Genomic DNA, 26830 nt, shown 5'->3' with positions numbered 1-26830 from the left:
CGATCCTCATCCGATCTGGGCGCTGGCCAGCGGCACGTCGGGCCGCCCGAGCAACGCCGGGTCCAGGGTCGCGCGCTGCGCGATCCATTTGCGCAGCTGGCGGAAATCGCGGGCTGCATCCACCGATACGCCGGCCACGGCGCGGCCACTGGCGTCCAGCGCCACCGACAGCAAGGCGCGCTCCCCAGCCTGCGGCCGCAGCACTTCGCTGCAGGCCAGGCCCGGGAATCCGACGATCTGCACCATGGCGTCGTATTGTTCCGACCAGACGGCGCCGGTCGGCACATAAGGTTCTCCCAGGCCCAGGGCCGACAGCGCGGCGGCCGTGCCTTGGTCCTGCGCGTTCTGCCACGACTCCATGCGCGCATGGCCGTCCTCGGCCGTCAGCACCGCGACGTCGCCCGCCGCATAGACGTCCGCCGCCGAGGTCCTGCAGTACGCGTCGACCAACACGCCACGCTCGCAGGCCAGGCCGGCTTCACGCGCCAGTTCGTCATTGGCCCGCAGGCCCACGCCCAGCACGATGGCGTCCGCGTCCAGACGCGTGCCGTCGGCCAGTTCCGCCACCGGGCGGCCGTCCGTCTGCGCCAGCACCGCGCGCAGGCAAGTGTCCAGGCGCAGGTCCACGCCATGGGTGGCATGCAGCGCGGCCAGGTGCGCCGACACCGCAGGCTGCACGCTGCGGGCGCACAGTCGCGGTCCCTGCTCCAGCACGGTCACGGCGCTGCCGGACTGGCGCGCCGTCGCCGCTACCTCCAGCCCGATCCAGCCGCCCCCGACCACCACCAGGCGGCGGCCCGGGCCGAGGCTGGCGCGCAGGCGCAGCGCGTCGCCGCGGGTGCGCAGCACGTGCACGCCGGGGCCATCCACGCCGGGCAGCGCAGGCACGACCGGCCTGCCGCCCATGCACAGGATCAGCTTGTCATAGGCGATGCTGCCGCCGTCCGAGGTATCCACCTGCCTGTCGGCCACGCGCAGCCGCGCCGCCGCCACGCCCGGCCGAAACTCGATGCGCAACGCCGCCAGCCGCTCGGCCGAAAACAGCTCGGTGCTTTCGGGCACGGCCTGGCCGCCCAGCACCGCCTTGCTCAAGGGCGGGCGTTCATAAGGCGCGTGGGGCTCATCGCCCAGCAGCACGATGCGGCCTTCGTAGCCGCGTTCGCGCAAGGTCGCCGCGGCCCATCCGCCCGCCTGGCCGGCGCCGACCACCACGATGGCGCCCGAGTTCATGCGCCTTCCGCCTTCAGGTAGACGGTGCCCGACTCCACCCGCACCTCGTAGCGGCGCAGGTCCGTGGTGACCGGCGGGCATTGCGGCTTGCCGGTGCGGATGTCGAAGACGCCCTGGTGCAGCGGACACTCGATGGTGCCGTCTTCCAGATAGCCGTCGGCCAGGCTGGCGTTGCCATGCGGACAGCGGTCCTGCGTGGCGCAGATGTCGCCTTGCAGGTTGTAGAGGCAGACGCCTTCGCCTTCATGCACCACGCGCAGGGTGCCGGTGTCGGGCGAAATGTCCGACACCATCGCCACAGGTTTCCAGGTATCCATGCTCACAGCCCCATCGCCTTGCGGTAGTAGTCGTAGAAGGAGCGGATCAGCACCTCGGTCACCATGTAGTCGGCGGGCTCGGTGTCGCGGCCGCCCATCTCGATGATGCCGCGCTCTTCCGGATAGCCGGTGACGCCGATCTGCACCTGGTTCAGCATTTCGCTGTCGTCCATCGACACGAAGCCGGCCGGACCCAGCAGGTTGGCGTGCTTCAGGCGCAGGCGGGTCATTTCCTCGTCGTCGTCCTCGTAGCCGTAGTAGGTGAACACCAGTTCGTGCTCGGTCGGGCTGCGCGGGATGACGTGGCGGGTCTTGAGCGAGTTGGCCTGGATGCCGAACTGCGCGGCCGGGAACACCCACGCGCCACCGACGCGGCCGCGGTTGAACTCGGCGCGCGGCGTCACGGTTTCCAGGTCCAGCAGCTCCAGGTCGTCACGGAAACGGCTCATTTCCGTGGTGGCCTCGGTCTTCTTCTTGCCCTCGTTGTGCGACACCATCACGCTGTGCGCGCCGCCGCCCGTGGGGATGCACTCGGACTTGGAGTCCGCGCGCCACAGGCCGAAGGTGATGTAGAAGGTGTGCAGCAGCGTGGCGTGGTACGGATCCTTCAGGTTTTCCAGGTACATCTTCCAGTTGCTGGGGATCAGCTGGCGGCTGTAACCCAGCAGCTTGAGCGGCTTGCCCGGCAGCATGTGGTCGATTTCCGCCAGCACTTCAGGACCGCAGTAGTCCTCGAAGCTGGGCGCGTCCTCGGCGAAGGTGGCCCAGATCGAGCCGCCGCGGTTCACGCTGCGCAGCTTGCGGATGCCGTTCTGCTTGGGATCGAAGTCGCGCGGCATGCCACCCTTGCCCATGGCGCCGCGGCGAAACGGCACGCCTTGCAGATTGCCGTTCAGGTCATAGTTCCACTGGTGGTAGGGGCAGGTGAAGTCCTCCACCTTGCCGGTGTTGTGCCAGCAGATCTGCGCGCCGCGGTGCGCGCAGCGGTTCTCCAGAACGTTGATCTCGCCTTCCGCGTTGCGGACCATGACCACGGGGCGGTCGCCGATCCAGTTGCGCTTGTAGCAGCCAACTTCAGGCACTTCGCATTCCAGGCCCACGTAGTTCCAGGTCTTGCCGCCGAAGAACACGTCCATCTCCTTCTTGAAGATGGCGGGATCGGTGTAGACCCAGTTGGGGATGCGCGTATAGCCTTCCTTGGGCCAACGGCGCTCGATGTGGATGGGAGCCGCCGCCGGAGCCTCTGGCGCGGTCGAGTGGGTACAGGTCATGATGGGTATCCTCGGGGCGGATTCAGATGGGAACGATGAGCGAGGTGCGCACACGGTAGTTGTCGTACACGCAGTCGCGGCGGCTGAACGCCAGGCCCTCGGGCGTCACGCGCACCACGTCCAGATAGCGGCCCACCATGTTCAGGGTGGGTTCGCGGTCGGACAGCGACTCCATCACCGCAAAGTTGGCCTGCGCCACGATGTGGTCGCCCTGCACTTCCAGCACGCGCACGCCGCTGATGAAGTGGCGCAGCGAACGCGGCTCGAACATGGTGGTTTCGCGCAAGGCCGTGACGCGGTCGCGCACCATGTTCTTGTTCATGCAATAGATCAGGCCCAGGGGCAGGCCGGCGTCATGGTTCTCGCGCGACAGCACCCGGTAATGGCAGTCCTCGGTGAAGAAGGCGGGCCAGTCCTCCAGCCGGTCTTCGTCCAGGCAGTAGGCGTAATCGTCATAGAAGTCCCGCAGGCGCGCGCGCAGCGACGGGGTATCGGAAAGCTCGGTCATGGTCATTGCGGATCCAGGTATCGGTTCTAGGAAATCGCGTCCTATCGGGCCGCGGCCAGTTGCGCGCGGTTGCTCTCGAAGCCGCTCTGGCTGCCCAGCGCCAGGATGGGTTCCTGCATGCGCTCCTGCCAGATCAGCGACTCCATGGCAATCTGCAGCGGATGGTCCTGCACCGTCAGCGCGGAGGTGGTTTCCGTGCCCGAGTGATGCGAATGCATGGCCCAGCCTGGCGCCGACAGGATCAGGTCGCCCGCCTTCCAGTCCAGCCGCGTGCCATTGACCTTGCTGTAGCCGTTGCCGCGCAGGTAATAGTTGATGGCCGACGAGCTGTGGCGGTGCGGCACGTGGTGGTTGTCGGGCGGCGACGAGGAAATGGTGGCGAAGAAGCTGTGCGTGGTGCCGATGCGGCGTTCGGTCGCCGGGTTGTACAGCACGAACAGGCGGCGGCCGTTGTAGCCGCGCGCCATGTCCTCGACGCTGGGCAGCTGGCGCGACACCGCCGACCAGGGCCAGTGCAAGGCCTTGGATTCCAGCACGTCGATGTCGATCAGCCACTCGTAGCCCAGCAGCCAGGCGCCCTCGGGCGTGATCTGCTCGCGCAGCGCCAGGTCGCGCGAACGGGCCGCGTCGGGCGCGCGCGGCGGCACCGGCTTGGTATTGGCGTCGGCCGGCGGCACGCTGCCCTCGAACTCCTCGACGTAGTGGATCTCCAGCTTTTCCAAAAGCGGCGCGTTGGAGTACGACAGGCGCACCCACGGCGTCTTGCCTTCGTTACGGTAGGAATGCACCTGCATGGCGGGGGTGTTCCAGACGTCCCAGTGCCCCACGCGGATGTCGCGCCCGGCCACCGTGGCCACGCCCTCGCCGCTGATACAGATCTCCAGCATGTTGGAGTTCTTGCGCAGATTGAAGGTGCTTTCACCCGGATTGACCACGTTGATGGTGACGTCCGTTCCCGGGGCCAGGCCCAGGCCCGGCGCCGTGGCTTCCGGGTGCACGATGAGGGAGGCGCGGCGGCCGTTGTCCGGCCGGGGCGCGTCGGTCAGGCGCGCGATCTCAAGATCGATGTCCTCTTTGGGGATGACGATGGACTGCCATTTGTTTTGTTCCCGCGGACTGGCGCCGCTGATATCGACGAACATGTATGTCTCCTCTTGCCGCCGGCGCCCCGCGCCGGCTGTGCGGTTATGCGAATTCGGTTCAGGGCTGCGCCAGCAGCAGGTTCTCGCGGGTCTGGGGCGGCAGCGCCACGCCCAGGCCATGGTCGCGGGCATGCTCGTACACCACGCGCGCCATCGCCAGGTCGGACAGGCCCATGCCCATGCCCTTGAAGATCGTCAACCGTGCGCCTTGCGGACGGCCCTCTCCCGCGGCGAGCAGGTCGCTCAGCACGGTCACGCCCTGCCATGGCGCAACGTCTGCGCCAAAGCGCTCGCGCAGTTCACGCGAACCGCGGCGGGCGTTTTCCAGGTCGTCCACCACCACGCGGTCGGCGCGTTCGAACACGTCCTGCGCGAACTCGGCCTTGGCCGGCAGGATCGCGCCCACGGCGTTCAGGTGCCTGCAGTCGGCCAGCATGGCCGCGTCCACGAAAGGCTCGACGGCGCGCGTGATCAGGGTGACGATCTCGGCGCCGGCCAGCGCCTGTTCCAGGCTGGCCGCTTCCTCGACCTCGAATCGATACTTGCCTTGCACGCTGGCGACAAAGGCGCGGCGCTTTTCCGGCGTGGGGCTGTAGACGCGCACGCGGCGCAAGTCGCGCACGGCGGCCAGCGCGGCCAATTGGGTGACGGCCTGCGGGCCGGTGCCGATCAGCGCGGCGCAGGCGGCGTCAGCCGGCGCCAGCGCGCGCGTGGCGACCCCGCTGATCGCGGCGGTGCGCAGCATGCCCAGCGCGCGCGCCTCGATCACGGCGCGCAGAAATCCCGACTCGGCGTCGAACAGGCTGAACAGCGAGCCTCCGCCGCTCTTGGTATGGACCCAGGTCTTGAAACCCGCATAGCCGCCCGCGCCGGTCTGCACGGAGCCCAAGGCATGCATCGAGCTGCCGTCGCCCCAGGTCGCCAGCGCCTTGGGCAGGTTGCGGGCCTGCTCGCGCCCTTGCGCGACCAGCATGGCGTGCAGGGCTTCGATCGCCTTGGGAATATCCAGAACCGAGACCACGTCCCGTTCCGTCAGGTACCGCAGCGCATCAGACATGCGCGTCTCCTTGTTCGTCGGCGGCGGGCTCGTCCGCCACCGTGTTGATCAGTGTTCCGAGGCCGGGAATCTCGACTTCCAGCGTGTCGCCGGCGCTCATGAAGCGTGGAGGCTTGCGGCTGGAGCCCACGCCTTCGGGCGTGCCGGTGGCGATCACGTCGCCCGGCGACAGGCGGGTGAAGCTGCTGATGTAGGCGATCAGCTCAGGGATGGGGAAGATCAGGTCGGACACCTGGCCGTGCTGCATGACCTCGCCGTTGAGGCGGGAAATGACTTCCAGGCCAGCCGGGTCGCCGATCTCGTCGGCCGTGACCAGCCAGGGACCCAGCGCGCCGCTGCGCTCGAAGTTCTTGCCCGGCGTCACCTGCGCGTTGTGCTTCTGGAAATCGCGCACGGAGTTCTCGGCCATGCAGGTGTAGCCGGCCACGTGCGCCAGGGCGTCCTTGGCGGCGATATGGCGGCCACCCCGGCCGATCACCACGGCCAGTTCGGCCTCGTAATCGAAACGATCGGAGGCTTGCGGCTTCCACACCGCCTCCCCGTGGCCGACGAAGCTGTCCGCAAAGCGCGCGAACAGCGAGGGGTGCGCGGGCAGTTCGCGCCCGGCCTCGGCCACATGGCGGCCGTAGTTCAGGCCCACACAGAGAATCTTGCGCGGCGCCACGACCGGCGGCAGCAGGCGCAGCCCGGCCAAGGGCATACAGGCCTGGCCAGCCGTCTCCGCGGCGCGCGCGATCTGTTCCACCCCTGCCTCCAGCGCCGCGACCATGTCGGGCCAGACCTGGGTCAGCGCCACGACCTCGGCGCCGCGCACCACGCCCCAGGCGCTGCGGCCTGCCTGAACGAAGCTGACGAGCTTCATGTTGTCTCCTGTGCTTGCGGCGGCTTATGGCATGCATCGACGGATTTCTTTGCATGCATTTATCGCTTCAACCGCACTTGAATCGCTGTTTTTCCGAATTATTGCATGCAATTTTGATAAATCGCAAGGCAAGATCGGTTTTTTTATTGACTATTGCATGCAATTTTGACGGTACACTGAAAGCCCTCACAGACCGGAACCAGCCTCCCCCTCCCTATGGCCGCACAAATCGATAAAGTCATTTCCGAACTCCGGGACATGGTGCTTTCTGGCGTTCTGCAGCCGGGGGAACGCGTGGTCGAGTTGCAGTTTTCGGCGCGCCTGGGCGTATCGCGTACCCCGTTGCGCATTGCGCTGACCGAGCTTGAAAAGGAGGGCCTGCTGGAACGGCTGCCTTCACGCGGCTTCCGGGTACGGGCCTTTACGGTGGACGAAATCGGCGACGCGGTGGACGTGCGCGGCGTGCTCGAAGGCATGGCGGCCCGCCTGCTGGCCGAGCGCGGCGCCTCGCAGGACGTGCTGGACCGCTTGTCGCAGGCGGTGGACGAAGGACGCGCCCTGCTGGCCCCGGCCCGCCGCGATCCCAACACCACCGTGGATGCTCGCGCCTGGGGGCAGATCAACCGGCGCTTTCACGAGATCCTGTGCGAAGCCGCGGGCAACCGCGCGCTCTTGTCGGCGCTGGAACACAACAACAAGACGCCGCTGGCCGGCCCGGCCGCGCTGACCCTGCCATCCACGCCCTCGCTGCTGGAAACGCCGTTCGTGCTGCGCGCGCAGGCGGACCACGAAGACCTGCTGCGCGCCATTACGCGGCGCGAGGCCGTGCGCGCCGAGAACCTGATGCGCGAGCACGCCTATCGCAGCCGCGAAAACAAGCGCGTACTGCTGGAATCGCTGCGCGGCGCCCTGCCCGCGCAGCCCGGGCTGTCGGACGTCAGCGCATAAACAGGATCCACGGCATGCAATCCATTCCCGACCTTTCCGCCCAGGCGCTGATCTCGCGCGACCTGGTGGCCGCCCTGCGCCGCGATGCGCCGCTGGTGCAGTGCCTGACCAATTTCGTATCCATGAACACCGCCGCCAACGTGCTGCTGGCCATGGGCGCTTCGCCCGCCATGGTGCATGCGCAGGAAGAAGCGCCCGAGTTCGCGCGCGTCTGCGGCGCGGTCGTGATCAACATCGGCACCCTGTCCTCGCCCTGGCTGGACAGCATGCTGCTGACCGCCGCGTCGGCCAACGAAGCCGGCATACCCTGGGTGCTCGATCCGGTGGCGCACCACGCCACCGCTTTTCGCCGCGACGCGGTGCGCCGCCTGTTGGACCTGCGGCCCGCCATCATCCGCGGCAATGCCTCGGAGATCATCGCGCTGGCCGGCGGCCAAAGCGCGAGCAAGGGCGTGGACGCGCGCGACGCGGTCTCGCAGGCGGAGCATTCCGCGCATGCCATCGCCGCCAGCCGCGCGACGGTGGTGGCGGTGACCGGCGAAACCGACTACGTCACGGACGGCGCGCGCGCCGTCCGCATAACGGGCGGTTCGCCCCTGATGCCGCGCGTCACCGCCACGGGCTGCGCGCTGACGGCGCTGGTTGGCGCCTGCGCCGCGGTGTCGCGCAACGATCCGTTTTCCGCGGCGGTCGCCGCCCTGTCGTGTTTCGCCATCGCGGGCCAGCGCGCCGGCGAGCTGGCGCAAGGCCCCGGATCGTTTGCGTGGCGCTTCCTGGATGCGCTTGCGGCGTTGGAAACGGGCGACCTCATCGAAGAATCTCCGCTGTGCTAGACGCGGCACGACTGCCCCGCCCCGTGGCGCGACCGTGTCACGGCCGGGTCACACGCTATGCGCAGAATTCCTTTCCTTCAAACCCGGAGGAAAGACGGTGAAGCCGAACCTAGGAAAGCTCTTTGCGCTGTCCGCCAGCGCCGCGTTGCTGGCAAGCCTGGCCGCTTGCGGCGGCGACAATGACGACGACACGCCCGACACCCCGCCGCAGGCCGGCGTGCCCGCAGGCTCCACCCTGGACGTGGCCATCCTGGGCACCACCGACCTGCATGCCAACGTGCTGGGCTACGACTACTACAAGCTGGCCGAGGACAAGAGCTACGGCGTGGACCGCACGGCCACGTTGATCGCCAATGCGCGCAAGCAGAATGCCAACACGCTGCTGTTCGACAACGGCGACACCATCCAGGGCACTGCCTTGTCCGACTACCAGGCGCTGGTCAAGCCGGTGCAATGCAGCGACATGCTGGCGATCTACAAGCAGATGAAACTGCTGGCCTATGACGCGGCCACGCTGGGCAACCATGAGTTCAACTACGGCCTGCCGTTCCTGTCGCAGATCACCGACACGAATTTCGGGCTGGCTGGCATCGGCAAGGGCACGGCGCAGACCAACCCCGCCGGGGCCAAGGACTGCGCGGCGCCGGGCTTTCCCTTCGTGTCCGCCAACGTGGTGTCGGCCGCCAGCAAGCAGCCCATCTTCAAGCCCTGGGTCCTGCTGAACAAGACCTTCAAGGCCACCGATCCCAACGGCAAGCAGATCGAGGTCGCGCTGAAGGTCGGCGTGATCGGCTTTGCGCCCCCGCCCATCCTGCAATGGGACAAAGCCAATCTGGAAGGCCACGTGGAAGTCGCGGGCTGGAAGGAATCGGCGCAACGCTATGTACCCGAAATGCGCGCGGCGGGCGCCGATCTGGTGGTGGCGCTGGCGCACGGCGGCATCGACATGCTCAGCGCCTACAGCCCGGCCATGGAAAACGGCGCGGGCTACCTGAGCCAGGTGCCTGGCATCGACGCGCTGATTACCGGTCACCAACACCTGCTGTTCCCCGACACCAATGCCAAGTCGCAATTCGCGGGGCAGCCCGGGATAGATCTGGAGAAAGGCCTGATCAACGGCGTACCGGCGGTACAGGCCGGCCAGTGGGGCAACAACCTCGGCCAGATCACGCTCAAGCTTGCCTATGACAAAGGCTGGCAGGTGCAGAAGGACGCCACGCGCGTGCAGCGCATCTCCACGCGCCTGACCGCGCAGAACGGCGCCACGCCCGCGACCTACGTCGAACCCGACGCCGCCGCGCAGCAGCTGGTGCAGGCTGAACACGCCGCCACCATCGCCTATGTCAAAACGCCCATCGGCCAGAGCCGCTTCGACATGGCGACCTATTACGCGCTGGCGGGCGACGTGTCGGCGCTGCAAATCGTCAACATGGCGCAGATCGACTATCTGACGGACTACATCGCCAAGAACAAACCCTCGTATGCCGCCCTGCCCATCCTGTCGGCGGCCGCGCCCTTCAAGGGCGGACGCAACGGTCCGGGCGACTTCACCTACGTGAAGCAGGGCAACATCGCCATCAACAACGCCGCCGATCTTTACCTGTACCCCAACACCTTGCAAGTGGTGCGGGTCAGCGGCGACATCGTGCGCCAATGGCTGGAGAAGACCGCCGAGCAGTTCAAGCAGATCGACCCGGGCCAGGTCGCGCCGCAGGATCTGGTCGACACGGGTTTTCCGACCTTCAACTTCGACGTGCTGTATGCCGCGGGCAATGCCCTGCGGTACGAAATCGACGTCACCCGGCCCAAGGGTACACGCATCACGCAGCTGACTTACCAGGACGCGCCGCTCGATCCCGCTGCGCAATTCCTGGTGGTCACGAACAACTACCGCGCCAGCGGCGGCGGCGACTTCCCCGGCCTGGCCGGCGGCAAGGGCGACATCGTGCTGCAAGCCCCGGACGCCAGCCGCGACGTGCTGATCAGCTACATCCGCAAGCACCCGGACCTGGATCTGGCCACCTATGGCCTGGACCGCAGCTGGCGCTTCGCGCGAGTGGGCGTCCTGGCCGGCCCGGTGGTGTTTTCGTCGGTGCCAGGCACCCTGGCCATGGCCGCCGCGCATGGCGTGGACAACGTCACGGTGCATGACGCCACGCCTGACCCGGTGACCCAGCTGTCGCGCTACGCGGTGGATCTCAGCCGCTAAGGCTGGCGGTAGTACACGCAGATGCGCCGGCCGTCGATCTCGTGCACCTCGATCGGCAACTCGTACAGTTCGCTCAGGACCTCCGGCCGGACCAGTTCGGCCGGAGTCCCCTGATGCGCGATGCGCCCTGCCCGCATCGCCACGATGCGGTCCGCATAGGTGGACGCGAAATTGATGTCGTGCAGCACCAGCACCACCGTCTTGCCCAGCTCGTCCGCCGCGCGCCGCAGCGTGCCCATCATGGCGACGGCATGCTTCATGTCCAGGCTGTTCAGCGGTTCGTCCAGCAGGACGTAGCGCGTGTCCTGGCACAGCACCATCGCCACGAACGCGCGCTGGCGCTGCCCGCCCGACATCTCGTCCAGGTAGCGGTCGGCCAGCGGCTCCAGGTTCAGGTAGGCGATGGCGCGGTCGATGTGGTCCTTGTCTTCCAGCGTCAGGCGGCCGCCCGTGTGCGGATAACGGCCGAACGCGACCAGATCCCTGGCCGTCAACCGCAGCGGCAGGTGATTGTCCTGCCGCAGGATGGCCAGGCGGCGCGCCAGTTCGCGGCTGTCGGCCCGGGTCACGTCCAGCCCCTCGACCAGCACCCGGCCAGCGGACATGGGAAGCAGACGGCTGACCATGGACAGCAGCGTGGACTTGCCTGCGCCATTGGGGCCGATGATCGCCGTGACGCCGCCCGCCGGCAGCGACAGGCTGACGTCGTCGACCACCACGCTGTCGCCGTATTGCTTGCTGACTTGCTGGATCTCTATCATCGGCGCCCCCTGCGCAGGATCAGGGCAAGGAACATCAACCCGCCCAGGAATTCGATCACCACGCTGACGGTGGTATTCAGGCCCAGCACGCGTTCCAGCAGCGTCTGGCCGCCTACCAGGAAGATCACGCTCAGCAGCACGGCCGCCGGGACGGTGTGGCGATGCCGGTCGGACCCCATGGCCTGATAGGCCAGGTTGCTGACCAGCAGGCCGAAGAACGTCACCGGCCCCACCAGCGCGGTGGATACCGACACCAGCACGGCGATGGCGGCCAGCGTCAGCATCAGCGTGCGGCGATAGTCCACGCCCAGGTTCACCGCGATGTCGCGGCCCAGCGCCAGCACGTCGTAGCGCCGCCGCATGCGCCACACCAGCAGCGACGCGGCGCACACCGCGGCCAGCGCGATCGGCAGCAGACCCACGCGCACGGTGTTGAAGCTGGCGAACATGCGGTCCTGCAACACCAGGAATTCATTGGGGTCGATCAGCCGCACCACGAAGTTGGACAGGCTGCGAAACAACAGGCCGAAAATGATGCCCACCAGCATCATCAGGTGCAGGCTGCGCACCGCGTCCGAGAACAGCCAACGGAACAGCAGGCAGGCGAACGCGGTCATGGCGCCCACCTCCAGCAGGAAGGCGGCCACCGGATGGCTGGCGGCCGCGGCCGCCTGGCCGAAGCCGAACACCACCACGGCCTGGATCAGCAGGTACAGGGCGTCAAAGCCCATGATGGCGGGCGTCAGGATGCGATTGTGGGTGATCGTCTGGAACAGCACCGACGACACCGCCACCGCATAGGCCACCAGCAGCATCGCAGCCAGCTTGGCGCCGCGGAACGGGATCACGAAGGACCACTGGCCGTTGGCGCCCAGCGTCATGAAGGCGATGGCGCAGGCCAGCGCAATGGCGCCCAGCAGCCACAGGCGCCAGGTCTGCGGCGCCCGGGCCGACGCCGGGACGGAGACTGCAAGCTCAGCCAAGCCGGTTCCTCCGCGCGCGCAACAGCCACAGGAACAGGATGCTGCCCAGCACGCCGACCACCGTGCCGATGGGAATCTCGTAGGGATGGATTACCAGCCTGCCGATGACGTCGCAGGCCAGCACGAACACGCCGCCCAGCACCGCCACCCAGGGGATGGCGCGGCGCATGTTGTCGCCCAGCACCAGGCTGACCGCATTGGGCACGATCAGGCCCAGAAAGGGTATGCCGCCGGCCGTCACCACCACCACGGCCGAAATCGCCGACACGATCAGCAGTCCGGCCAGCGTCAGCCGCGCATGGTTCAAGCCCAGGTTGGCGGCGAACTCGCGGCCCATGCCGGCCACGGTGTAACGATCGGCCGCCGCGTAAGCCGCGCAGGCCAGGCCGAAGCCGATCCAGAGCAATTCATAGCGCCCCCGCAGCACGCCGGAAAAATCGCCCGTGGTCCAGGCGTGCAGCGACTGCAGCAGGTCGTAGCGATAGGCGACGAAGGTGGTGGCCGCGTGGATCACGCCGCCCAGGATCAGGCCGATCAGCGGCACGATGAAGGGCGTGCGCAGCGGCACGCGCTTGAGCAGCGCCAGAAACAGCAAGGTGCCCGCCAGCGCGAAGCCCGTGGCCGTCAACATCTTGCCGATCACGGGCGTGTCCGGCGCCAGCAGCGTGACCACGAGTATGCCCAGGGTGGCGGACTCCACGGTGCCGGCCGTGGTGGGTTCGACGTAGCGGTTGCGCACCAGCATCTGCATGATGAGTCCGGCCACCGCCAGCGACATGCCGGCCAGCAGCAAGGCCAGCGTGCGGGGGATGCGGCTGACCATCAGCAGGCGCCAGGCACGCTCGGCCTCGTCACCAGTGCCCCACAGCGCGGCCAGGCTGAGCTGGCCCGCCCCCAGGCTGACGCTGGCCGCGCACAGGGCCAGCAGCAAGCCTACCGCCACCGCCAGCCCGCCCCAACCGCCTATCGACTGCCGCCAACTCACCCGCGATTACTCCCGCCGCTCATGCATCAGGCTTTACTTGCCCGCGGCCAGCGCGGCCGCGATCTCGTCCACGTTCTGCTGCATCGCGGTCAGGCCCGCGCTGCCCAGCAGATACCAGTTGTAGCCGTTCAGGTAGACCACGCGCTTGTTCTTCCAGGCCTTGGTCGGGCGCACCAGCTCGTTGTCCAGCATGCGCTGGGCCGACACGCCCTCACGGCCGATGGCGGCATCGCGGTCGATCACGAACAGCCAGTCGGGATCGGTCTGGGCGATGAACTCGAACGAGATCGCCTGGCCGTGGTTCGACACGCTCAGCCCCGTCGTCGCCGGCTTGATGCCGAAGGCGTCGTGGATCACGCCGAAGCGCGAACCCGGACCGTAGGCGCTCATCTTGCCGCCGGTGGTCAGCACGATCAGCGCGGTGCCGGCGTTGGCCGCCTTGCCATTCAGGTCCGCGATCGAGGCGCGCAGGGCGTCGAGCTTGGTCTTGGCGACATCCTGCTTGCCATAGATGGCGGCCAGCGTTTCGGTGTTGCGCGCGACGCTGCCCACCAGGTCCCGGGCATTGACCGTCAGGTCCACGGTGGGCGCCAGCTTGGCGAGCTCGTCGTACTTGGGCGCCGAGCGGCCCGCCACGAAAATGAGTTGCGGCGCGGCGGCGTGGATCACCTCGTAGTTGGGCTCGAACATCGAACCCACCTTCAGGTAGCGCTCATCGGCATACTGGCTTAGCTGCGGCGGCCACTTGGCGACCGTCGGTACGCCCGTCGCGTCCACGCCCAGCGCATGCAGCGTGTCCAGCACGGCCAGGTCCATCACCACCGTCTTCGCCGGATTGGCCGGCACGGCGGTTTCGCCGCGCGCATGCTTCACCGGCAGCGTCGCCTGCGCCGCGCATACCGCCGTGGCGGCGCCCAGGACCAGCGCGGCCCCGGCCTGAACCGCCCAACGCCGGACGCGGCCTGCTTGCGTTTGCTTCTTCATGCGTACCTCTTCATGTTGCGGGCGCCAGGCGCCCTTTCAAACTCAGAACTTGACGCCCACGCCCAGCCAGTAGCGGCGGCCGTCCTCGACGTAGCCGTAGTCGTCGTACGTGACCTGCTTGTCGAACAGGTTGTAGATGCCGGCGTACACCGCCACCGTCTTGTTCACCTGGTACGAACCGCCCAGGTCCACGAAGGTGTAGGAAGGCGCGACCACCGACGAGGACGACGGACCGGTGATGGGCTGGCTTTCCTTGCCGCGGTAGTTCAGCCGCGCCCAGGCCTGCAGCGCATCCGAGGCCTGCCAGTTCACCGTGGTGGTGAACAGGTGCTTGGGCAGCTGATTGAGCGGCTGGCCCTTGTACTGGCCGGACTTCTGCTCCGACTTGGTGAACGTGTAGCTGCTGGTCAGGGACCAGTCGCGCGACAGCGGCAGCTTCAGGTTGGCTTCCACGCCGCGGGAATTGGCCTTGTCCACGTTCATGTAGGTGGTCGGATCCGAGCCGAACTGGTTCGGGCCGTCCGTGCACTGGGTCGCGGGGCAGGCGACGCGGGTGATCTTGTCCTTGAAGTCGTTGTTGAAGACGGTCAGGCCGGCGTTGAAGCCTTCGCCGTCGTCATACAGGATGCCGATTTCCTCGGTTACCGACTTCTCCGGCGTCAGGTCCGGATTGCCGTACATATTGCCGCCGCGGCTGACCTGGCCCCAGCCCGCCACCGTCTGGCGCAGGTCGGGCGCGCGAAAGCCCGTGGACACGCCGCCCTTCAGGGTCCAGCGGTCGGCCATGTGCCAGACGCCGTACAGGCGCGGGCTGAAATGCGTGCCGAAGTTCTCGTCTTCGTCCATGCGCAGGCCGGTGGTGACGGCGAAGGTCTCGGTCAGGCGCCATTCGTCTTCGGCGAACAAGGCCCACTGGTAGCGGTCCACCTTGCTGGGGCCGTTGGCCAGCTGGTTGCCGGTCTGGTCGTTCAGGCGCTGGCTGAGGTAGCTGCCGCCCAGGGTCAGCATGTGCGAACCCAGCGGCAGCGTCCAGCTCGTCTGGATGTCCAGGTTCTTGATCTTCATCTGGCGCGAGCGGTTGTCGAACTCTTCCTGCTGCACGTAGCTGTCCGACACGCCCCAGCCCCAGCGTCCGGTATGCGACAGCGCCCACTTGTTGCTGCGGTAGTCGGTATCGGACGAAGCCGGGCAGCCATTGCGTCCGCAAGCCTGGCCGGGCGGCAGCGGCTCGACCGTCTTGCCCAGCGTTTCGTGCAGCTTCTGGCGCATGGTGGTCGCTTCCAGCACGATGTCGTGGTCGCGGTTGGGCGTCAGCGCCAGCTTGGCCGTGACGCTTTCCGAGTTGCGCTTGCGGAAGCCGTCGACGATGTCGTCTTCGTCGCGCTGCGTGGCCTGGCCGTAGATCTGCAGGCCCAGCAGGTCCGTCTTGATCGGGCCGGACAGGTAGAAGTTGCCCTGGTAGATGTCGCCCGACTTGTTGCTTTCCTGGATGGTGCTGTCCAGGCGGATCTCGCCGCCCCACTCCGAGGGCACCTTGCGCGTGATGATGTTGATCACCCCGCCCATGGCGTCCGAGCCGTACAGCGACGACATGGGGCCGCGCACCACCTCGATGCGCTCGATGGCGGAAAGCGGCGGCGTCCAGCCGCCTTCGACGCCCGTGGAGTCCGAGTTGGTGCGGGTTTCGCGCGAATTCTGGCGCTTGCCGTCGATCAGGATCAGCGTGTACTTAGGGCCCATGCCGCGCAGGCTGATGTCCTGGCGGTCGCCGCCGCCCGTCACGATCACGCCCGGCACGTCCACCAGCGCGTCGTTGATGTCGCGGTAGAACTTCTTGTCCAGGTCCTCGCGGGTGATCACGCTGATCGATGCCGGCGCGTCCTGGATCTGCTGTTCATAGCCCGAGGCCGTCACCACCACGGTGTCCAGGGTCTTGGCAGTGTCGGCGCTCTGAGCCCAGGCGGGTTGCGCCACGCCGAAACCCGCTGCGCACAGGGCCGCCGCCAACTGCGTGCGCGAACCCGGACCGCGCCGGCCGGCGACCAATTCTTTGCTGCTCATGATTCCAGTTTCTCCCGTCCCAGGCCCGCGCCCCACCCCGCGTGCGGCGTCCGTCCTGCCTCGTATTTATTAATGAAAACCATTCTCATATTAGAATTGGACCTGCCGGGAGCCAGCAACACGCTTTCCGCAACTTTTATCTTCTTTGCACTTCTTGACACTCCGGCCCGCGGCCATAAGCCAAACTGCCGGATGCAGAACCGACGACACGCATGCCTTTTTCCCACGCACCGGCGACTCGCCGCATCCTGCTGATCGATGACGATGTCGAGCTTGCGCAGATGCTGCGCGAGTACCTGGAACCCGGTCATTGCCGGCTCACCCTGGCGCATAGCGGCACGCAGGGCCTGGCCCTGTTGGCTCAGGACGACTACGACCTGGTGCTGCTGGACCTGATGCTGCCCGACGGCAATGGGCTGGATCTGCTGAAGCAATACCGCCTGCGCTCGCGCCGGCCGGTCATCATGTTCACCGCCCACGGCGGCGAGACGGACCGCGTGCTGGGCCTGGAGTTCGGCGCCGACGATTACCTGGCCAAGCCCTTCAGTCCGCGCGAACTCAAGGCCCGCATCACGGCCGTGCTGCGCCGTTTCGAGGAAGTGCCGGACACGGCCCGCCCCGCCCTGGCGCTGGGCGCAGTGTCGCTGGACGCCGCCACCGGCGTGCTGCGGATGGGCGACAGTGAAATCCCGCTGACCGGCGCCGAACAACGCATCCTGGAAATCCTCATGCGCACGCCCGGCCAGGTGGTCGCGCGCGACCAGATCGGTCTGTACGCGCTGGGCCGCAAGCCCGACCGCTACGACCGCAGCATCGACACCCACATCAGCTCGCTGCGCAAGAAGCTGCGCAGCGACAGCGGCGCCGAGACATTGGCGATCCGCAACCTGCGCGGCCTGGGTTACGTGCTGGCCGGCGCCGACTGATGGCCTGGCTGCCCACCCGTTCGCTCTTCGGACGCGCTTTCCTGACCTTCTGGGGCGCGATGGCGGTCATCCTGGTCTGCGGCATGGTGCTGACGGCCGCGGTCGCCTGGTACCGCTTCAACTCGCTGGACGGCTTGAATCCCGGCAATCTCACGCGCGACGCCGCGCAAATCGCCCGTAGCGAAGGGGCGGACGGCCTGAAGCGCTGGGTCGAGGCCATGGACCAGCGCTACTCGGCCCTGAAAATCTACATCATGGACGCCCGCGACCAGGACATCCTGGGCCGGCGCCTGCCCGCCCGCATGGAAGACTGGCTGAGCGATTTCCGCGCCGGGCCGGACCGCTCGCCGAAAGCCGACTACCTTCCCGCCGACCCCGCCGGCGAGCGCGTTTCCTGGTGGGAGCCGCAGAAGCTGATCCTGCCCGATGGTTCGGTGCTGCTCTTGCTGTTCCTGCCGTTCGACTCCTCGCATTGGGAAGTGCTGGCCCTGTCGCCCGTTGCGCTGGCGCTGATGCTGTTCGCGCTGGCCGTGACCGCGCCGTTCTGCTGGGCCTTGAGCCGCCACGTGACGGCGCCCTTGGCGCAGTTGCGCCAGACCACGCATGCCTTGTCCGCCGGGCGGCTGGATGCGCACACGCCCGCCAAGCTGGCGCGCCGCAAGGACGAACTAGGCCTCCTGGCGCGCGATTTCGACGCGATGGCCGACCGCCTGAAGGCGCTGGTCGACACGCGCGAGCAGCTGCTGCACAACATCGCGCACGAACTGCGCTCGCCGCTAGCGCGGCTGCGGCTGGCGGCGGAGCTGGCGCGGCGCAGGGACGAGCGCCAGGACCTGCAGCTGGACCGCATCGAACTCGAATGCGAACGCCTGGACGCGCTGGTCGGCAACACCTTGCGGCTGGCGCGCCTGGGCGCCCTGCCCGTGCCTACCGACACCCTGGACCTGGCCGAACTCGTGTCCGACGTCGTCGAAGACGCACGCTTTGAGGCCGGCGGCCGGCAGATCCGCATAGAGTGGAACCAGCATGCGCCCGTGCTCCTGGTCGGCGACCGCTGCAGCCTGGCCAGCGCCATCGAAAATGTACTGCGCAACGCCTTGCGCTTTGCGCCCGCGCACAGCGCGATCCGCGTGCGCCTGCTGTCGACCGCGCACGAAGCCTGCCTGGAGATCGAGGACCGCGGGCCCGGCGTGGCCGCGGAAGAACTGCAATCGCTGTTCGAACCTTTCTATCGGACGGCCTCCGGCGCGCGCAAGCCGGGCAGCGGCGCCGGACTGGGCCTGTCGATTGCCCAGGCCGCCGTGGCCGCGCACAAGGGCAGGATGTCGGCCCGCAACATGTCGCCGCAGGGGCTGAGCGTGCGGCTGGAACTGCCGCGCCTGAACGGCTGAGGCCCGGTCAGTCGGCGTCGGCCAGGATCGCGGCCGGCAGCCGCGGCAATACCCGCATGGCGTTGGCCGTGGTGGCATGCGCCACTTGCGCCGGCGTGATGCCGCGCAGCTCGGCCAGCGTGGCGGCGATGCGGACCAGTTCGGCCGGCGCATTGCGCCGCTGCGGCGGATGCAGCCAGGCCGGCGGAATGTCGGGCGCGTCGGTTTCCAGCACCAGGTGCGCCAGATCCACGTCCACCGCATGGCGGCGGATCTGCAAGGCGCGCTCGTAGGTCATCGCGCCGCCCAGGCCCAGCGCGAAGCCCTGGTCTATGAATGCCTGCGCCTGCTGCGCGCTGCCGTTGAAGGCATGCGCGATGCCGCCGATGCGAGGATGGCGGCGCAGGTATTTCAAGAGGATGTCCTGCGACTTGCGCACGTGCAGCAGCACCGGCAGGCCGAACTCGGCGGCCAGCGCCAGTTGCGCGGCATAGAAGTGTTCCTGGCGCTCGCGCGGTTCGCCGGAGGCTATTTCAGGCACGAAGAAGTCCAGGCCGATCTCGCCGATGGCGACGAAGCGGGGGTCGCCCAGCGATTCCTTGACGGCCGCGCGCAACGCCTCCAGGTCGCCGTCGCCGGCGCGCTGAACATACAGCGGATGGATGCCCAGTGCATAGGCGCCGCCGGCCGTCTTGCCGGCCAGTTCGCGCACCACGGAAAAATTGGCGCGCTCGACGGCGGGAATCACGATGGATTGGACGCCTGCCTCACAGGCACGGTCGGCGACCTGCTCGCGGTCGGCGTCGAACTCGGCGGCATCCAGGTGGCAATGGGTATCGATCAGCATGGGCGCGACCTCCTTGCCCGGATTATCCCCCGGCGCGCCTTAACCCGAAACCAGGCGGCCGTTTTCCATGAGCAACTGGCGGTCGGCGCGGGCGGCCAGTTCCGGGTCGTGCGTGACGATGGCGAACGCCGTGCCGGACTCCTGATTCACCCGCGTCAGCAGTTCGAACATATTGTGCGCGGTGTGGCGGTCCAGGTTGCCGGTGGGCTCGTCGGCCAGCACGCAGACCGGGCGCGTGACCAGCGCGCGCGCCAGCGCCACGCGCTGCCGCTCGCCGCCGGACAGCTGGCCCGGGAAGTGACCTTCGCGCGCGGCCAGGCCCACCAGACCCAGAACCTCGTGCGCGGCGGCGCGCGCCTTGTCGCGATTCTCGCGGCGCACGATCAGCGGCATCGCCACGTTGTCCAGCGCGGAGAACTCCGGCAACAGGTGGTGGAACTGGTAGACGAAGCCCAGGCTGCGGTTGCGCACGGCGCTCTTGCGGGCCTCGGACAGCCCGACGGCAAGCTGGCCGTCCACCGACACGGAGCCGCTGGTGGGCACGTCCAGCAGGCCCAGGATATGCAGCAGCGTGCTCTTGCCGGAACCGGAGGCGCCGACGATGGCGACCATCTCGCCACGCGCCACCGACAGGCTGACGTTGCTCAGCACTTCAATGCGCGCAGGGCCTTCGTCGTAGACCTTGACGATGTTGTCGGCCTGCAGCGCGGGAGTCAGCATGTCAGTCATGGCGCAGCACCTGTGCGGGTTGCAGGCGCGAGGCGCGCCAGCTGGGATACAGGGTCGCCAGCAGCGACAGCACCAGGGAAGTCACGCCGATGGTGACGATGTCGCCCACTTGCGGATCGGACGGCAAGGCGCTGATGAAATAGATTTCACGCGGCAGGAAATGCACGCCCAGCAAGCCTTCGATGAAGGGCACGATCACGTCCACGTTATAGGCGATGAGGATGCCGCCCGCCACGCCCAGCAGCGTGCCGATCACGCCGATCAGCGCCCCCTGCACCAGGAAGATGCGGGCGATCTCGCGCGGACCCGCGCCCAGCGTGCGCAGGATGGCGATGTCGGACTGCTTGTCCTTTACGGCCATGACCAGGGAGGACAGCAGGTTGAACGCGGCCACGGCCACGATCAGCGCCAGGATCAGGAACATCATGCGCTTTTCGGTCTTCACGGCCGCGAACCAGGTGCGGTTGTTGCGCGACCAGTCGCTCGCCATCACGTAGGGCGGCAGCACCTTCTGCAATTCCGCCGCCACTTCCGGGGCGCGCTGCATGTCGGCCACGCGCAGGCGCACGCCGGCAGTGCCGCTGTCACGGAACACGCGGGCGGCATCCTCGTCGTCGACGAAGGCCAGCGAGGAATCGTATTCATAGTGGCCGGACGAAAACACGCCCACCACGGTGAACTGGCGCATGCGCGGGGTGAAACCCGCCGGGCTGATCGAGCCCTGCGGCGCCATCATCAAGAGCGTATCGCCCAGCTTCACGCCCATGCCGTCGGCCAGTTCATTGCCCAGCACCACGCCGAAACTGCCGGGCTTCAGGTCGGTCAGCTTGCCCGATACCATCTGGCGCGGCAGGTCCGACACATTGCCTTCGGTCTGCGGATCAATGCCGCGCACCTGCACGCCGCGCAAGGCCTGCCCGCGCACCAGCATGCCCTGCGCCGCCACGAACGGGGCGCCGGCCTTGACCGAGGAATTTTTCTCGGCGGCGGAAGCGAACTCCTGCCATTTCTCCAGCACCCGCTCGGGGGCAGCCCCCGGGATATAGAGTTCAATATGCGGCAGCACCGACAGCATGCGGTCGCGCACTTCCTTCTGGAAGCCGTTCATCACGGACAGCACCACGATCAGGGCGGCGACGCCCAGCGCGATGCCCGCCATGGAACTGGCGGCGATGAAGGAGATGAAGCGATCGCGGCGGCCGCGTCGCTGGCGGATTCGGGCCAACCCGGCATAGCGGGCGCCTATCCAGAGTTCGTAGGGTATTTTCAGCACGAGCGCATTATGGCATTAACCGCCTGGATTCCGCGCCGCGGATGTGCGCGTCCAAGACCAGGCGTTTCAAGCTATGGCAGTGCCAGGCGCCGCTTAGTTCCCGCAGCCCGTGCGGACTACAATCGCGCCCATGCTGATCGTCATTCCGGGCGCTTTGCCCGCCCTATCCGTCGCCGCCGAACTGGCCAAGCTCCTGCCCGAACGCGCGCCCACGCTGCACGGCTGGCTCCAGGCCGGCGCCGCTCGCCCCCAGGCTCACGACGTGCGCGCCCAAGGCTGTACGCCCTACGAAGCCTGGCAGTTGGCCCGCGCCGGCTACGTCCCCGAAGCGGGCCTGCCGCCCGGCGCCGGACTGGGTCCGCTGCTGGCCGGCGCCCAAACCGACGGCGATGAACCCGTCTGGCTGGCCGAGCTGGTCCATCTGGCGCTGGGCACGGACCAGGCCGCCTTGCTCGATCCCGGCCTGATGGAACTGCGCGCCGAGGAAGCGGCCGCCCTGCTGGACACCGCCCGCCCGCTGTTCGAAGGCACGGGCTTCGAGGTCGAGACGCTCTCGCCCGAACGCTGGCGCCTGCGCCTGCCGCAAGGCCTGCGGCCGCAGACCGCCAGCCCGCTGGCCGTGGCCGGACAACGCCTGAACGACTGGTGGCGTCAGGATGCGGAAACGCGCCCGTGGCGCCGGCTGCTCAATGAAATACAGATGGCCTGGCACGAACACCCGGTCAATGACGCCCGCGCGGCGCGCGGCCTGCCTCCGGTCAATGCGCTGTGGCTGTATGGCGGCGGCAGGCCCTGGGCGCAGTCCCGGCCTGTCCCCGCGCAGGTCTACAGCAACTTGGACGCCCCGCAGCGGGCCGGCGACTGGGCCGCCTGGCTGGACGCCCTGGCCGCGCTGGACGCGCAGCATCTGCGCCCGCTGGCCGGCAAGCACGGCCTGCCGGCCACGCCCGCCGAACTGCTGCTGCTGGGCGACGACCGCAAGGTCGCCCTAACCCTGAAACCGCGCGGGGGCCTGCTTGGCTTGCTGCCCGCGCCCAAGAAAAACTGGAGCGCCTGGTGGTCTCACCCCGCTTAACCGTCCGCACCCCCGACCCGCAAGCCTGCCGCATTCTTGAAGCCTCGGGCATCCACCCGCTGCTGGCCCGCCTGTGGGCAGCCCGCGGCGTCACCCATCCCGATCAAACCCAACTCGCCTGGAAATCGCTGCTGCCGCCCAATGGTCTGACGCATTCGGACCACGCCGCCGGCGTGCTGGCCGACGCCATCCAGGCGGGCAAGAAGCTGCTGATCGTGGCCGACTACGACTGCGACGGCGCCACCGCCTGCGCGGTCGGCTTGCGCGCCCTGTCCGCCATGGGCGCCGACGTGGACTTCCTGGTGCCCAACCGCTTCGAGACCGGCTACGGCCTGTCGCCCGCCGTGGTCGAACTGGCGGTGCGGCACCGCGCCGGCAAGCCCGACATCATCATCACGGTCGACAACGGCATCGCCAGCGTGGACGGCGTGGCCGCGGCCAATGAGGCCGGCATCGGCGTGGTCATCACCGACCACCACTTGCCGGGCGACACGCTGCCGGCGGCCCTGGCCATCGTCAACCCCAACCAGCCGGGCTGCGGCTTTCCGTCCAAGAATCTGGCAGGCGTGGGCGTCATCTTCTACATGATGCTGGCGCTGCGCGCCGAACTGCGCCGCCGCGGCGTCTATGCGGCCGACGGCGGCCCGCGGCTGGACGCGCTGTCCGACCTGGTGGCCCTGGGCACCGTGGCCGACGTGGTCAAGCTGGATGCGAACAACCGCCTGCTGGTCACGCAAGGCCTGCAGCGCATGCGCGCCGGCCGCCTGCAACCCGGGCTGCGCGCGCTGTTCGCCGTGGCCGGACGCGAGCCGCGCGCAGCCAACGGCTTTGACCTGGGCTTTGCGCTCGGCCCCCGTATCAATGCCGCCGGCCGCCTGGCCGACATGAGCCTGGGCATCGCCTGCCTGACCACGGACGACGAGGCGCAGGCGCTGGAAATGGCGCGCGAGCTCGACAACATCAACCGCGAACGCCGCACCATCGAAGCCGAAATGCGCGAACAGGCGCTGGCCGCCATGGAAGAGCCGAACGCGGCCGCCGGCGCCACGGTCTGCGTGTTCGACCCGGGCTGGCACCAGGGCGTGGTGGGCCTGGTGGCCTCGCGCCTGAAGGAAAAGTTCTGGCGTCCCACGCTGGCTTTCGCGCCCGCCGGCGACGACGAAATCCGCGGTTCCGGCCGCTCGATTCCCGACGTGCATCTGCGCGACGCGCTGGACCTGGTGTCCAAGCGCCATCCCAACCTGATCCGCAAGTTCGGCGGCCACGCCATGGCTGCGGGCCTGACGCTGGGCCGCAACGACTTCGCCGCCTTCGCCCCCGCGTTCGACGCCGCGGTGCGCGAGCTCACGGGCCGCGACACCTTCGAGCCGGTGATCGAAACCGACGGCTCGCTGGAAACCGGCTACGCCAACGCCGACGTGGCCGGCATGCTGCAGCAGCAGGTCTGGGGCGCCGGCTTCGCCGCGCCGCTGTTCCTGGACGAGTTCGTGGTGCGCAACCAGCGCCTGGTCGGGGAAAAGCACCTGAAGCTGTCGCTGGAACGCGGCCACCAGCGCTTTGACGCCATCTGGTTCGGCCACGACCAGTCGCTGCCCGAACATATTCAGGCGGCGTACCGGCTGGAGCAGAACGTTTGGAACGGGATGGTGTCGGTGCAGCTGGTGATCGAACACGCGGGGTAGGGCCCGCCATCGGAGCCAGCCCGCCGTGACCCGCGATGGCTTGCGCGCGGCGCGCGCCTGAGTCTTTGCCTCAGGCTGCACGCGCTCCACCCATCCTACTTGTTCACCAGCTTCGCCGGCTGCGCCAGGACCACCAGCGCCCCCACCACCAGGCAGCCCGACAGCATGTAGAGGCCGGTGTTGGTGGTGCCGGTCATGTCCTTCAACCAGCCCACCAGGTACGGGCTGACGAAGCCCGCCAGGTTGCCCACCGAGTTGATGAGCGCGATGCCGGCCGCGGCCGCCGTGCCGCCGAGCAAGGCGGTGGGCAGGCTCCAGAACAGCGGCAGCACCGTGCAGATGCCGATGTTCGCCACCGTCAGCGCCACGATCGCCAGCACGGTGTTGCCGCTCCAGATCGCCGAGAACAGCAGCCCCAGCGCGCCGAACAGCGCGGGCAGCGCCACGTGCCAGCGGCGTTCGCGGAGACGGTCCGAGTTGCGCGAGATCAGGATCATGCCGATCACGGCGAACAGGTTGGGAACCGCCGTCAGCAGACCGATGGCCAGCGGGCTCTGCACCCCCGTGCCCTTGATCAGGGTCGGCATCCAGAAGCCCACGCCGTAAAGCCCCATCACGAACGAGAAGTAGATCAGCGACATCGCCCAGACGCGCGGCTTGGCCAGCGCGGCGCGGATCGGCGGGTCTTCCTTCTGCTGTTCCTCGGCCGCGATGTTGCGGATCAGCACCGCCTTTTCCGTAGCGGTCAGCCATTTGGCCTTGTTGATGCGGTCATCCAGATAGATCAGCACCAGCACCCCGATCAACACCGAAGGTATGCCTTCCAGCAGGAACAGCCATTGCCAGCCCGACAGGCCATGGTCGCCATGGAACGTGCTCATGATCCAGCCGGAGATCGGCCCGCCGATCAGCCCGGACATGGGCACCGCGGTCATGAAGAAGGTCGTGATGCGGCCGCGCCGTGCCGCCGGATACCAGTAGGTCAGGTACAGGATGATGCCCGGGAAAAACCCGGCTTCCGCGGCGCCCAGCAGGAAGCGCAGGATGTAGAACATGTGCACGCTGGTCACGAACATCATGCACGCGGAGATGATCCCCCAGGTGATCATGATGCGCGCGATCCAGATCCGCGCCCCCACCTTGTGCAGGATGATGTTGCTGGGAATCTCGAAAATGAAGTAGCCGATGAAGAAAATACCCGCGCCCAGCCCGTACACCGTTTCGCTGAACTGAAGCTCCTGCAGCATCTGCAGCTTGGCGAAACCCACGTTCACGCGGTCCAGGTAGGCCACGACGTAGCAAACCACCAGCAGCGGCACCAGCCGCCACCCTACCTTGCGGTAGATCCGGTCTTCCTCAGACGCCGGGATCGCCGGCGAAACCCCGGGGGCCATCGTATTGTCCATCTATGTCTCCATTCCTCTGTCGGGATAGGCCGGCTGGGCCGGCGCCTTTGCGGCCCTGCCCTCCCGATCAGGAACGGCTGGACCGCTTATACGCAGCCTAGAACCCCCGGCTTGACAAAAAACTGAACAACTTGGATCCACGCCAGGAAACCGCCCGCTCGCGATCCGTCCCCCTTCCCGCCAACGCGGCCGCGCACTTGGCCCAAGCACGGTAAAATGTTTGGTTTCGCACAAAAGTCATCAGGACAGGATCATCATGGAAGCCGAACGTCAGAACCAGCTCGCAGCCCGCCTCGCCGATTACGCGGAGCGCGAACAGGCTCTACGGAGGTATCTTTGACTACGATGCCAAAGCTGAACGCCTGCAAGTCGTAAACGCCGAGCTCGAAGACCCGGCGGTCTGGAACGACCCCAAGCACGCCCAGGACCTGGGCCGTGAAAAGAAAGCCCTCGAAGACGTGGTGGAAACGCTCACGGCGTTGGGCACGGGCCTGTCCGATTCGAACGAACTGTTCGAAATGGCGGCCTCCGACGACGACGACGCCACCCTCGAAGCCATCGAGCAGGACGCCGACGCCTTCCAGGAAAAGCTGGAAGCGCTGGAATTCCGCCGCATGTTCTCCAATCCGGCCGATCCCCTGAACTGCTTCCTGGACATCCAGGCAGGCGCCGGCGGCACGGAAGCGCAGGACTGGGCCTCCATGCTGCTGCGCCAGTACCTGAAGTACGCCGAGCGCAAGGGCTTCAAGGCCGAAGTGCTGGAAGAATCCGAAGGCGACGTCGCGGGCCTGAAGTCCGCCACCATCAAGATCGAAGGCGAGTACGCTTTCGGCTACCTGCGCACCGAAACCGGCGTGCACCGCCTGGTGCGCAAGAGCCCGTTCGACTCATCGGGCGGCCGCCACACCTCGTTCGCCAGCGTCTTCGTCTACCCGGAAGTCGACGAGTCCTTCGAAGTCGAAGTGAACCCCGCCGACCTGCGCGTGGACACCTACCGCGCTTCGGGCGCGGGCGGCCAGCACATCAACAAGACCGACTCGGCCGTGCGCCTGACCCACATGCCCACCGGCATCGTGGTGCAGTGCCAGAACGACCGCTCGCAGCACCGCAACCGCGCCGAAGCGATGCAGATGCTGAAGTCCAAGCTCTACGAACTGGAAATGCGCAACCGCATGGCCGAGCAGCAGAAGCTGGAAGACTCCAAGACCGACGTGGGCTGGGGCCATCAGATCCGCTCCTACGTGCTGGACCAGAGCCGCATCAAGGACCTGCGCACCAACGTTGAAATTTCCAACACGCAGAAAGTGCTGGACGGCGACCTGGATCCTTTCATCCAGGCCAGCCTGAAGCAAGGCATCTAAGTTTCGCGAT

Annotated in this window: 25 protein-coding genes; 9 read left to right on the top strand and 16 right to left on the bottom strand. The window is 67.5% G+C overall.

Annotated elements, in window-relative coordinates; all coding sequences use genetic code 11:
- Positions 1–6: 6 nt before the first annotated feature.
- Genes N5C88_RS17200 through N5C88_RS17170 form a run of 7 tightly spaced genes read right to left on the bottom strand, consistent with a single transcriptional unit; the run spans position 7 to position 6387 of the window.
- Positions 7–1230 (bottom strand): FAD-dependent oxidoreductase, encoded by a 1224-nt coding sequence (locus N5C88_RS17200; RefSeq protein WP_280015856.1) that lies wholly within the window; start codon positions 1228–1230, stop codon positions 7–9.
- The gene (locus tag N5C88_RS17195) at positions 1227–1547 is read right to left on the bottom strand and encodes a non-heme iron oxygenase ferredoxin subunit (RefSeq protein WP_280015855.1); all 321 of its coding nucleotides are present in this window, start codon (positions 1545–1547) and stop codon (positions 1227–1229) included. Before N5C88_RS17195 ends, N5C88_RS17200 begins: the two co-directional genes overlap by 4 nt.
- A 2-nt stretch (positions 1548–1549) precedes the next feature.
- Positions 1550–2818: an aromatic ring-hydroxylating dioxygenase subunit alpha gene (locus N5C88_RS17190; protein ID WP_059373465.1), complete on the bottom strand. Its 1269-nt coding sequence runs from the start codon at positions 2816–2818 to the stop codon at positions 1550–1552.
- A 22-nt stretch (positions 2819–2840) separates the two neighbouring features.
- On the bottom strand, positions 2841–3332 hold the full coding sequence (locus N5C88_RS17185) for an aromatic-ring-hydroxylating dioxygenase subunit beta (RefSeq protein ID WP_054456184.1): 492 nt from the start codon (positions 3330–3332) through the stop codon (positions 2841–2843).
- Positions 3333–3367: 35 nt separating this feature from the next.
- A complete protein-coding gene (locus tag N5C88_RS17180; protein WP_059373468.1) occupies positions 3368–4468 on the bottom strand; it encodes an AraC family ligand binding domain-containing protein in 1101 nt (366 codons plus the stop codon).
- 58 nt (positions 4469–4526) lie between these two features.
- Positions 4527–5525, bottom strand: coding sequence for an ornithine cyclodeaminase family protein (locus N5C88_RS17175; RefSeq protein ID WP_280015853.1), 999 nt, complete (start codon positions 5523–5525; stop codon positions 4527–4529).
- A complete protein-coding gene (locus N5C88_RS17170) occupies positions 5518–6387 on the bottom strand; it encodes a fumarylacetoacetate hydrolase family protein (protein ID WP_059373471.1) in 870 nt (289 codons plus the stop codon). Before N5C88_RS17170 ends, N5C88_RS17175 begins: the two co-directional genes overlap by 8 nt.
- On the opposite strand from N5C88_RS17170, the gene N5C88_RS17165 reads away from it, so the two are divergent.
- From N5C88_RS17165 to N5C88_RS17150, 4 genes are all read left to right on the top strand, one after another.
- Positions 6386–6556, top strand: coding sequence for a hypothetical protein (locus tag N5C88_RS17165; protein ID WP_280015851.1), 171 nt, complete (start codon positions 6386–6388; stop codon positions 6554–6556). The two genes, N5C88_RS17170 and N5C88_RS17165, sit on opposite strands and share 2 nt — an antisense overlap.
- A 47-nt stretch (positions 6557–6603) precedes the next feature.
- Positions 6604–7335, top strand: a complete 732-nt coding sequence (locus tag N5C88_RS17160) for a GntR family transcriptional regulator (protein WP_054456177.1) — start codon at positions 6604–6606, stop codon at positions 7333–7335.
- 14 nt (positions 7336–7349) lie between these two features.
- Positions 7350–8168: a hydroxyethylthiazole kinase gene (gene thiM, locus N5C88_RS17155; RefSeq protein ID WP_280015850.1), complete on the top strand. Its 819-nt coding sequence runs from the start codon at positions 7350–7352 to the stop codon at positions 8166–8168.
- Positions 8169–8265: 97 nt separating this feature from the next.
- Positions 8266–10377: a 5'-nucleotidase C-terminal domain-containing protein gene (locus N5C88_RS17150; protein ID WP_280015849.1), complete on the top strand. Its 2112-nt coding sequence runs from the start codon at positions 8266–8268 to the stop codon at positions 10375–10377.
- Here N5C88_RS17150 and N5C88_RS17145 read toward each other — a convergent pair.
- The 5 genes from N5C88_RS17145 to N5C88_RS17125 are packed head-to-tail and all read right to left on the bottom strand — an operon-like array spanning position 10374 to position 16151.
- Positions 10374–11138, bottom strand: a complete 765-nt coding sequence (locus N5C88_RS17145) for an ABC transporter ATP-binding protein (protein ID WP_280015848.1) — start codon at positions 11136–11138, stop codon at positions 10374–10376. The genes N5C88_RS17150 and N5C88_RS17145 overlap by 4 nt on opposite strands.
- Positions 11135–12121, bottom strand: a complete 987-nt coding sequence (locus N5C88_RS17140; RefSeq protein WP_280015847.1) for an iron chelate uptake ABC transporter family permease subunit — start codon at positions 12119–12121, stop codon at positions 11135–11137. Before N5C88_RS17140 ends, N5C88_RS17145 begins: the two co-directional genes overlap by 4 nt.
- Positions 12114–13106 (bottom strand): iron chelate uptake ABC transporter family permease subunit, encoded by a 993-nt coding sequence (locus tag N5C88_RS17135; RefSeq protein WP_118932671.1) that lies wholly within the window; start codon positions 13104–13106, stop codon positions 12114–12116. Before N5C88_RS17135 ends, N5C88_RS17140 begins: the two co-directional genes overlap by 8 nt.
- 33 nt (positions 13107–13139) lie before the next feature.
- Complete coding sequence (locus tag N5C88_RS17130) at positions 13140–14090, bottom strand: siderophore ABC transporter substrate-binding protein (RefSeq protein WP_059373481.1); 951 nt, start codon at positions 14088–14090, stop codon at positions 13140–13142.
- A 42-nt stretch (positions 14091–14132) separates the two neighbouring features.
- Positions 14133–16151: a ligand-gated channel protein gene (locus N5C88_RS17125; protein ID WP_059373483.1), complete on the bottom strand. Its 2019-nt coding sequence runs from the start codon at positions 16149–16151 to the stop codon at positions 14133–14135.
- A gap of 212 nt (positions 16152–16363) precedes the next feature.
- Between N5C88_RS17125 and N5C88_RS17120 the strand changes: the two genes are divergently transcribed.
- Positions 16364–17077 carry a response regulator transcription factor gene (locus N5C88_RS17120; protein ID WP_059373486.1) on the top strand — a complete coding sequence of 238 codons (714 nt, stop codon included), beginning with the start codon at positions 16364–16366 and terminating at the stop codon, positions 17075–17077.
- Positions 17077–18468 carry an ATP-binding protein gene (locus tag N5C88_RS17115; RefSeq protein ID WP_280015846.1) on the top strand — a complete coding sequence of 464 codons (1392 nt, stop codon included), beginning with the start codon at positions 17077–17079 and terminating at the stop codon, positions 18466–18468. The genes N5C88_RS17120 and N5C88_RS17115 overlap by 1 nt, the downstream gene beginning before the upstream one ends.
- 7 nt (positions 18469–18475) lie before the next feature.
- Here the strand turns inward: N5C88_RS17115 and N5C88_RS17110 are convergent, their stop codons facing one another.
- From N5C88_RS17110 to N5C88_RS17100, 3 genes are read right to left on the bottom strand one after another with little or no spacing between them, the layout of a single operon-like run.
- Positions 18476–19294: a TatD family hydrolase gene (locus N5C88_RS17110; RefSeq protein WP_118932674.1), complete on the bottom strand. Its 819-nt coding sequence runs from the start codon at positions 19292–19294 to the stop codon at positions 18476–18478.
- Positions 19295–19333: 39 nt separating this feature from the next.
- The gene (locus N5C88_RS17105) at positions 19334–20023 is read right to left on the bottom strand and encodes an ABC transporter ATP-binding protein (protein WP_059373492.1); all 690 of its coding nucleotides are present in this window, start codon (positions 20021–20023) and stop codon (positions 19334–19336) included.
- Positions 20016–21248, bottom strand: coding sequence for a lipoprotein-releasing ABC transporter permease subunit (locus N5C88_RS17100; RefSeq protein WP_240633261.1), 1233 nt, complete (start codon positions 21246–21248; stop codon positions 20016–20018). The genes N5C88_RS17105 and N5C88_RS17100 overlap by 8 nt, the downstream gene beginning before the upstream one ends.
- Positions 21249–21426: 178 nt before the next feature.
- Between N5C88_RS17100 and N5C88_RS17095 the strand changes: the two genes are divergently transcribed.
- Positions 21427–22371 carry a hypothetical protein gene (locus tag N5C88_RS17095; RefSeq protein WP_280015844.1) on the top strand — a complete coding sequence of 315 codons (945 nt, stop codon included), beginning with the start codon at positions 21427–21429 and terminating at the stop codon, positions 22369–22371.
- Positions 22353–24053: a single-stranded-DNA-specific exonuclease RecJ gene (gene recJ / locus N5C88_RS17090; protein WP_059373498.1), complete on the top strand. Its 1701-nt coding sequence runs from the start codon at positions 22353–22355 to the stop codon at positions 24051–24053. The genes N5C88_RS17095 and recJ overlap by 19 nt, the downstream gene beginning before the upstream one ends.
- 95 nt (positions 24054–24148) lie before the next feature.
- Here recJ and N5C88_RS17085 read toward each other — a convergent pair whose 3' ends face one another.
- Entirely contained in the window at positions 24149–25459 is a 1311-nt protein-coding gene (locus N5C88_RS17085; RefSeq protein WP_251881575.1) for an MFS transporter, read from the bottom strand.
- A 256-nt stretch (positions 25460–25715) separates the two neighbouring features.
- Here N5C88_RS17085 and prfB point away from each other — a divergent pair.
- Positions 25716–26820, top strand: a protein-coding gene (prfB, locus tag N5C88_RS17080) for a peptide chain release factor 2 (RefSeq protein WP_118932677.1) whose coding sequence is annotated in 2 segments (ribosomal slippage) — positions 25716–25796 and positions 25798–26820 — 1104 coding nt in all. Because the reading frame shifts where the segments join, the coding sequence is not laid out codon by codon here.
- Positions 26821–26830: the final 10 nt, after the last annotated feature.

Origin of the sequence: Achromobacter sp. GD03932, assembly GCF_029839485.1 — a bacterium.
Classification (GTDB): Bacteria; Pseudomonadota; Gammaproteobacteria; order Burkholderiales; family Burkholderiaceae_B; genus Achromobacter; species Achromobacter bronchisepticus_A.
This window is presented reverse-complemented; position numbering and strand designations above follow the sequence as displayed.

What these genes read in the sequence shown, in the direction of transcription:
- N5C88_RS17085 (WP_251881575.1), bottom strand. Translation starts at nt 25,459, where the DNA reads ATGGACAATACGATGGCCCCCGGGGTTTCGCCGGCGATCCCGGCGTCT.
- N5C88_RS17125 (WP_059373483.1), bottom strand. Translation starts at nt 16,151, where the DNA reads ATGAGCAGCAAAGAATTGGTCGCCGGCCGGCGCGGTCCGGGTTCGCGC.
- N5C88_RS17200 (WP_280015856.1), bottom strand. Translation starts at nt 1,230, where the DNA reads ATGAACTCGGGCGCCATCGTGGTGGTCGGCGCCGGCCAGGCGGGCGGA.
- N5C88_RS17120 (WP_059373486.1), top strand. Translation starts at nt 16,364, where the DNA reads ATGCCTTTTTCCCACGCACCGGCGACTCGCCGCATCCTGCTGATCGAT.
- N5C88_RS17170 (WP_059373471.1), bottom strand. Translation starts at nt 6,387, where the DNA reads ATGAAGCTCGTCAGCTTCGTTCAGGCAGGCCGCAGCGCCTGGGGCGTG.
- N5C88_RS17190 (WP_059373465.1), bottom strand. Translation starts at nt 2,818, where the DNA reads ATGACCTGTACCCACTCGACCGCGCCAGAGGCTCCGGCGGCGGCTCCC.
- thiM (WP_280015850.1), top strand. Translation starts at nt 7,350, where the DNA reads ATGCAATCCATTCCCGACCTTTCCGCCCAGGCGCTGATCTCGCGCGAC.
- N5C88_RS17130 (WP_059373481.1), bottom strand. Translation starts at nt 14,090, where the DNA reads ATGAAGAAGCAAACGCAAGCAGGCCGCGTCCGGCGTTGGGCGGTTCAG.
- N5C88_RS17175 (WP_280015853.1), bottom strand. Translation starts at nt 5,525, where the DNA reads ATGTCTGATGCGCTGCGGTACCTGACGGAACGGGACGTGGTCTCGGTT.
- N5C88_RS17095 (WP_280015844.1), top strand. Translation starts at nt 21,427, where the DNA reads ATGCTGATCGTCATTCCGGGCGCTTTGCCCGCCCTATCCGTCGCCGCC.
- N5C88_RS17145 (WP_280015848.1), bottom strand. Translation starts at nt 11,138, where the DNA reads ATGATAGAGATCCAGCAAGTCAGCAAGCAATACGGCGACAGCGTGGTG.
- N5C88_RS17110 (WP_118932674.1), bottom strand. Translation starts at nt 19,294, where the DNA reads ATGCTGATCGATACCCATTGCCACCTGGATGCCGCCGAGTTCGACGCC.
- N5C88_RS17180 (WP_059373468.1), bottom strand. Translation starts at nt 4,468, where the DNA reads ATGTTCGTCGATATCAGCGGCGCCAGTCCGCGGGAACAAAACAAATGG.
- N5C88_RS17160 (WP_054456177.1), top strand. Translation starts at nt 6,604, where the DNA reads ATGGCCGCACAAATCGATAAAGTCATTTCCGAACTCCGGGACATGGTG.
- N5C88_RS17105 (WP_059373492.1), bottom strand. Translation starts at nt 20,023, where the DNA reads ATGACTGACATGCTGACTCCCGCGCTGCAGGCCGACAACATCGTCAAG.
- N5C88_RS17195 (WP_280015855.1), bottom strand. Translation starts at nt 1,547, where the DNA reads ATGGATACCTGGAAACCTGTGGCGATGGTGTCGGACATTTCGCCCGAC.
- N5C88_RS17115 (WP_280015846.1), top strand. Translation starts at nt 17,077, where the DNA reads ATGGCCTGGCTGCCCACCCGTTCGCTCTTCGGACGCGCTTTCCTGACC.
- N5C88_RS17165 (WP_280015851.1), top strand. Translation starts at nt 6,386, where the DNA reads ATGTTGTCTCCTGTGCTTGCGGCGGCTTATGGCATGCATCGACGGATT.
- N5C88_RS17185 (WP_054456184.1), bottom strand. Translation starts at nt 3,332, where the DNA reads ATGACCATGACCGAGCTTTCCGATACCCCGTCGCTGCGCGCGCGCCTG.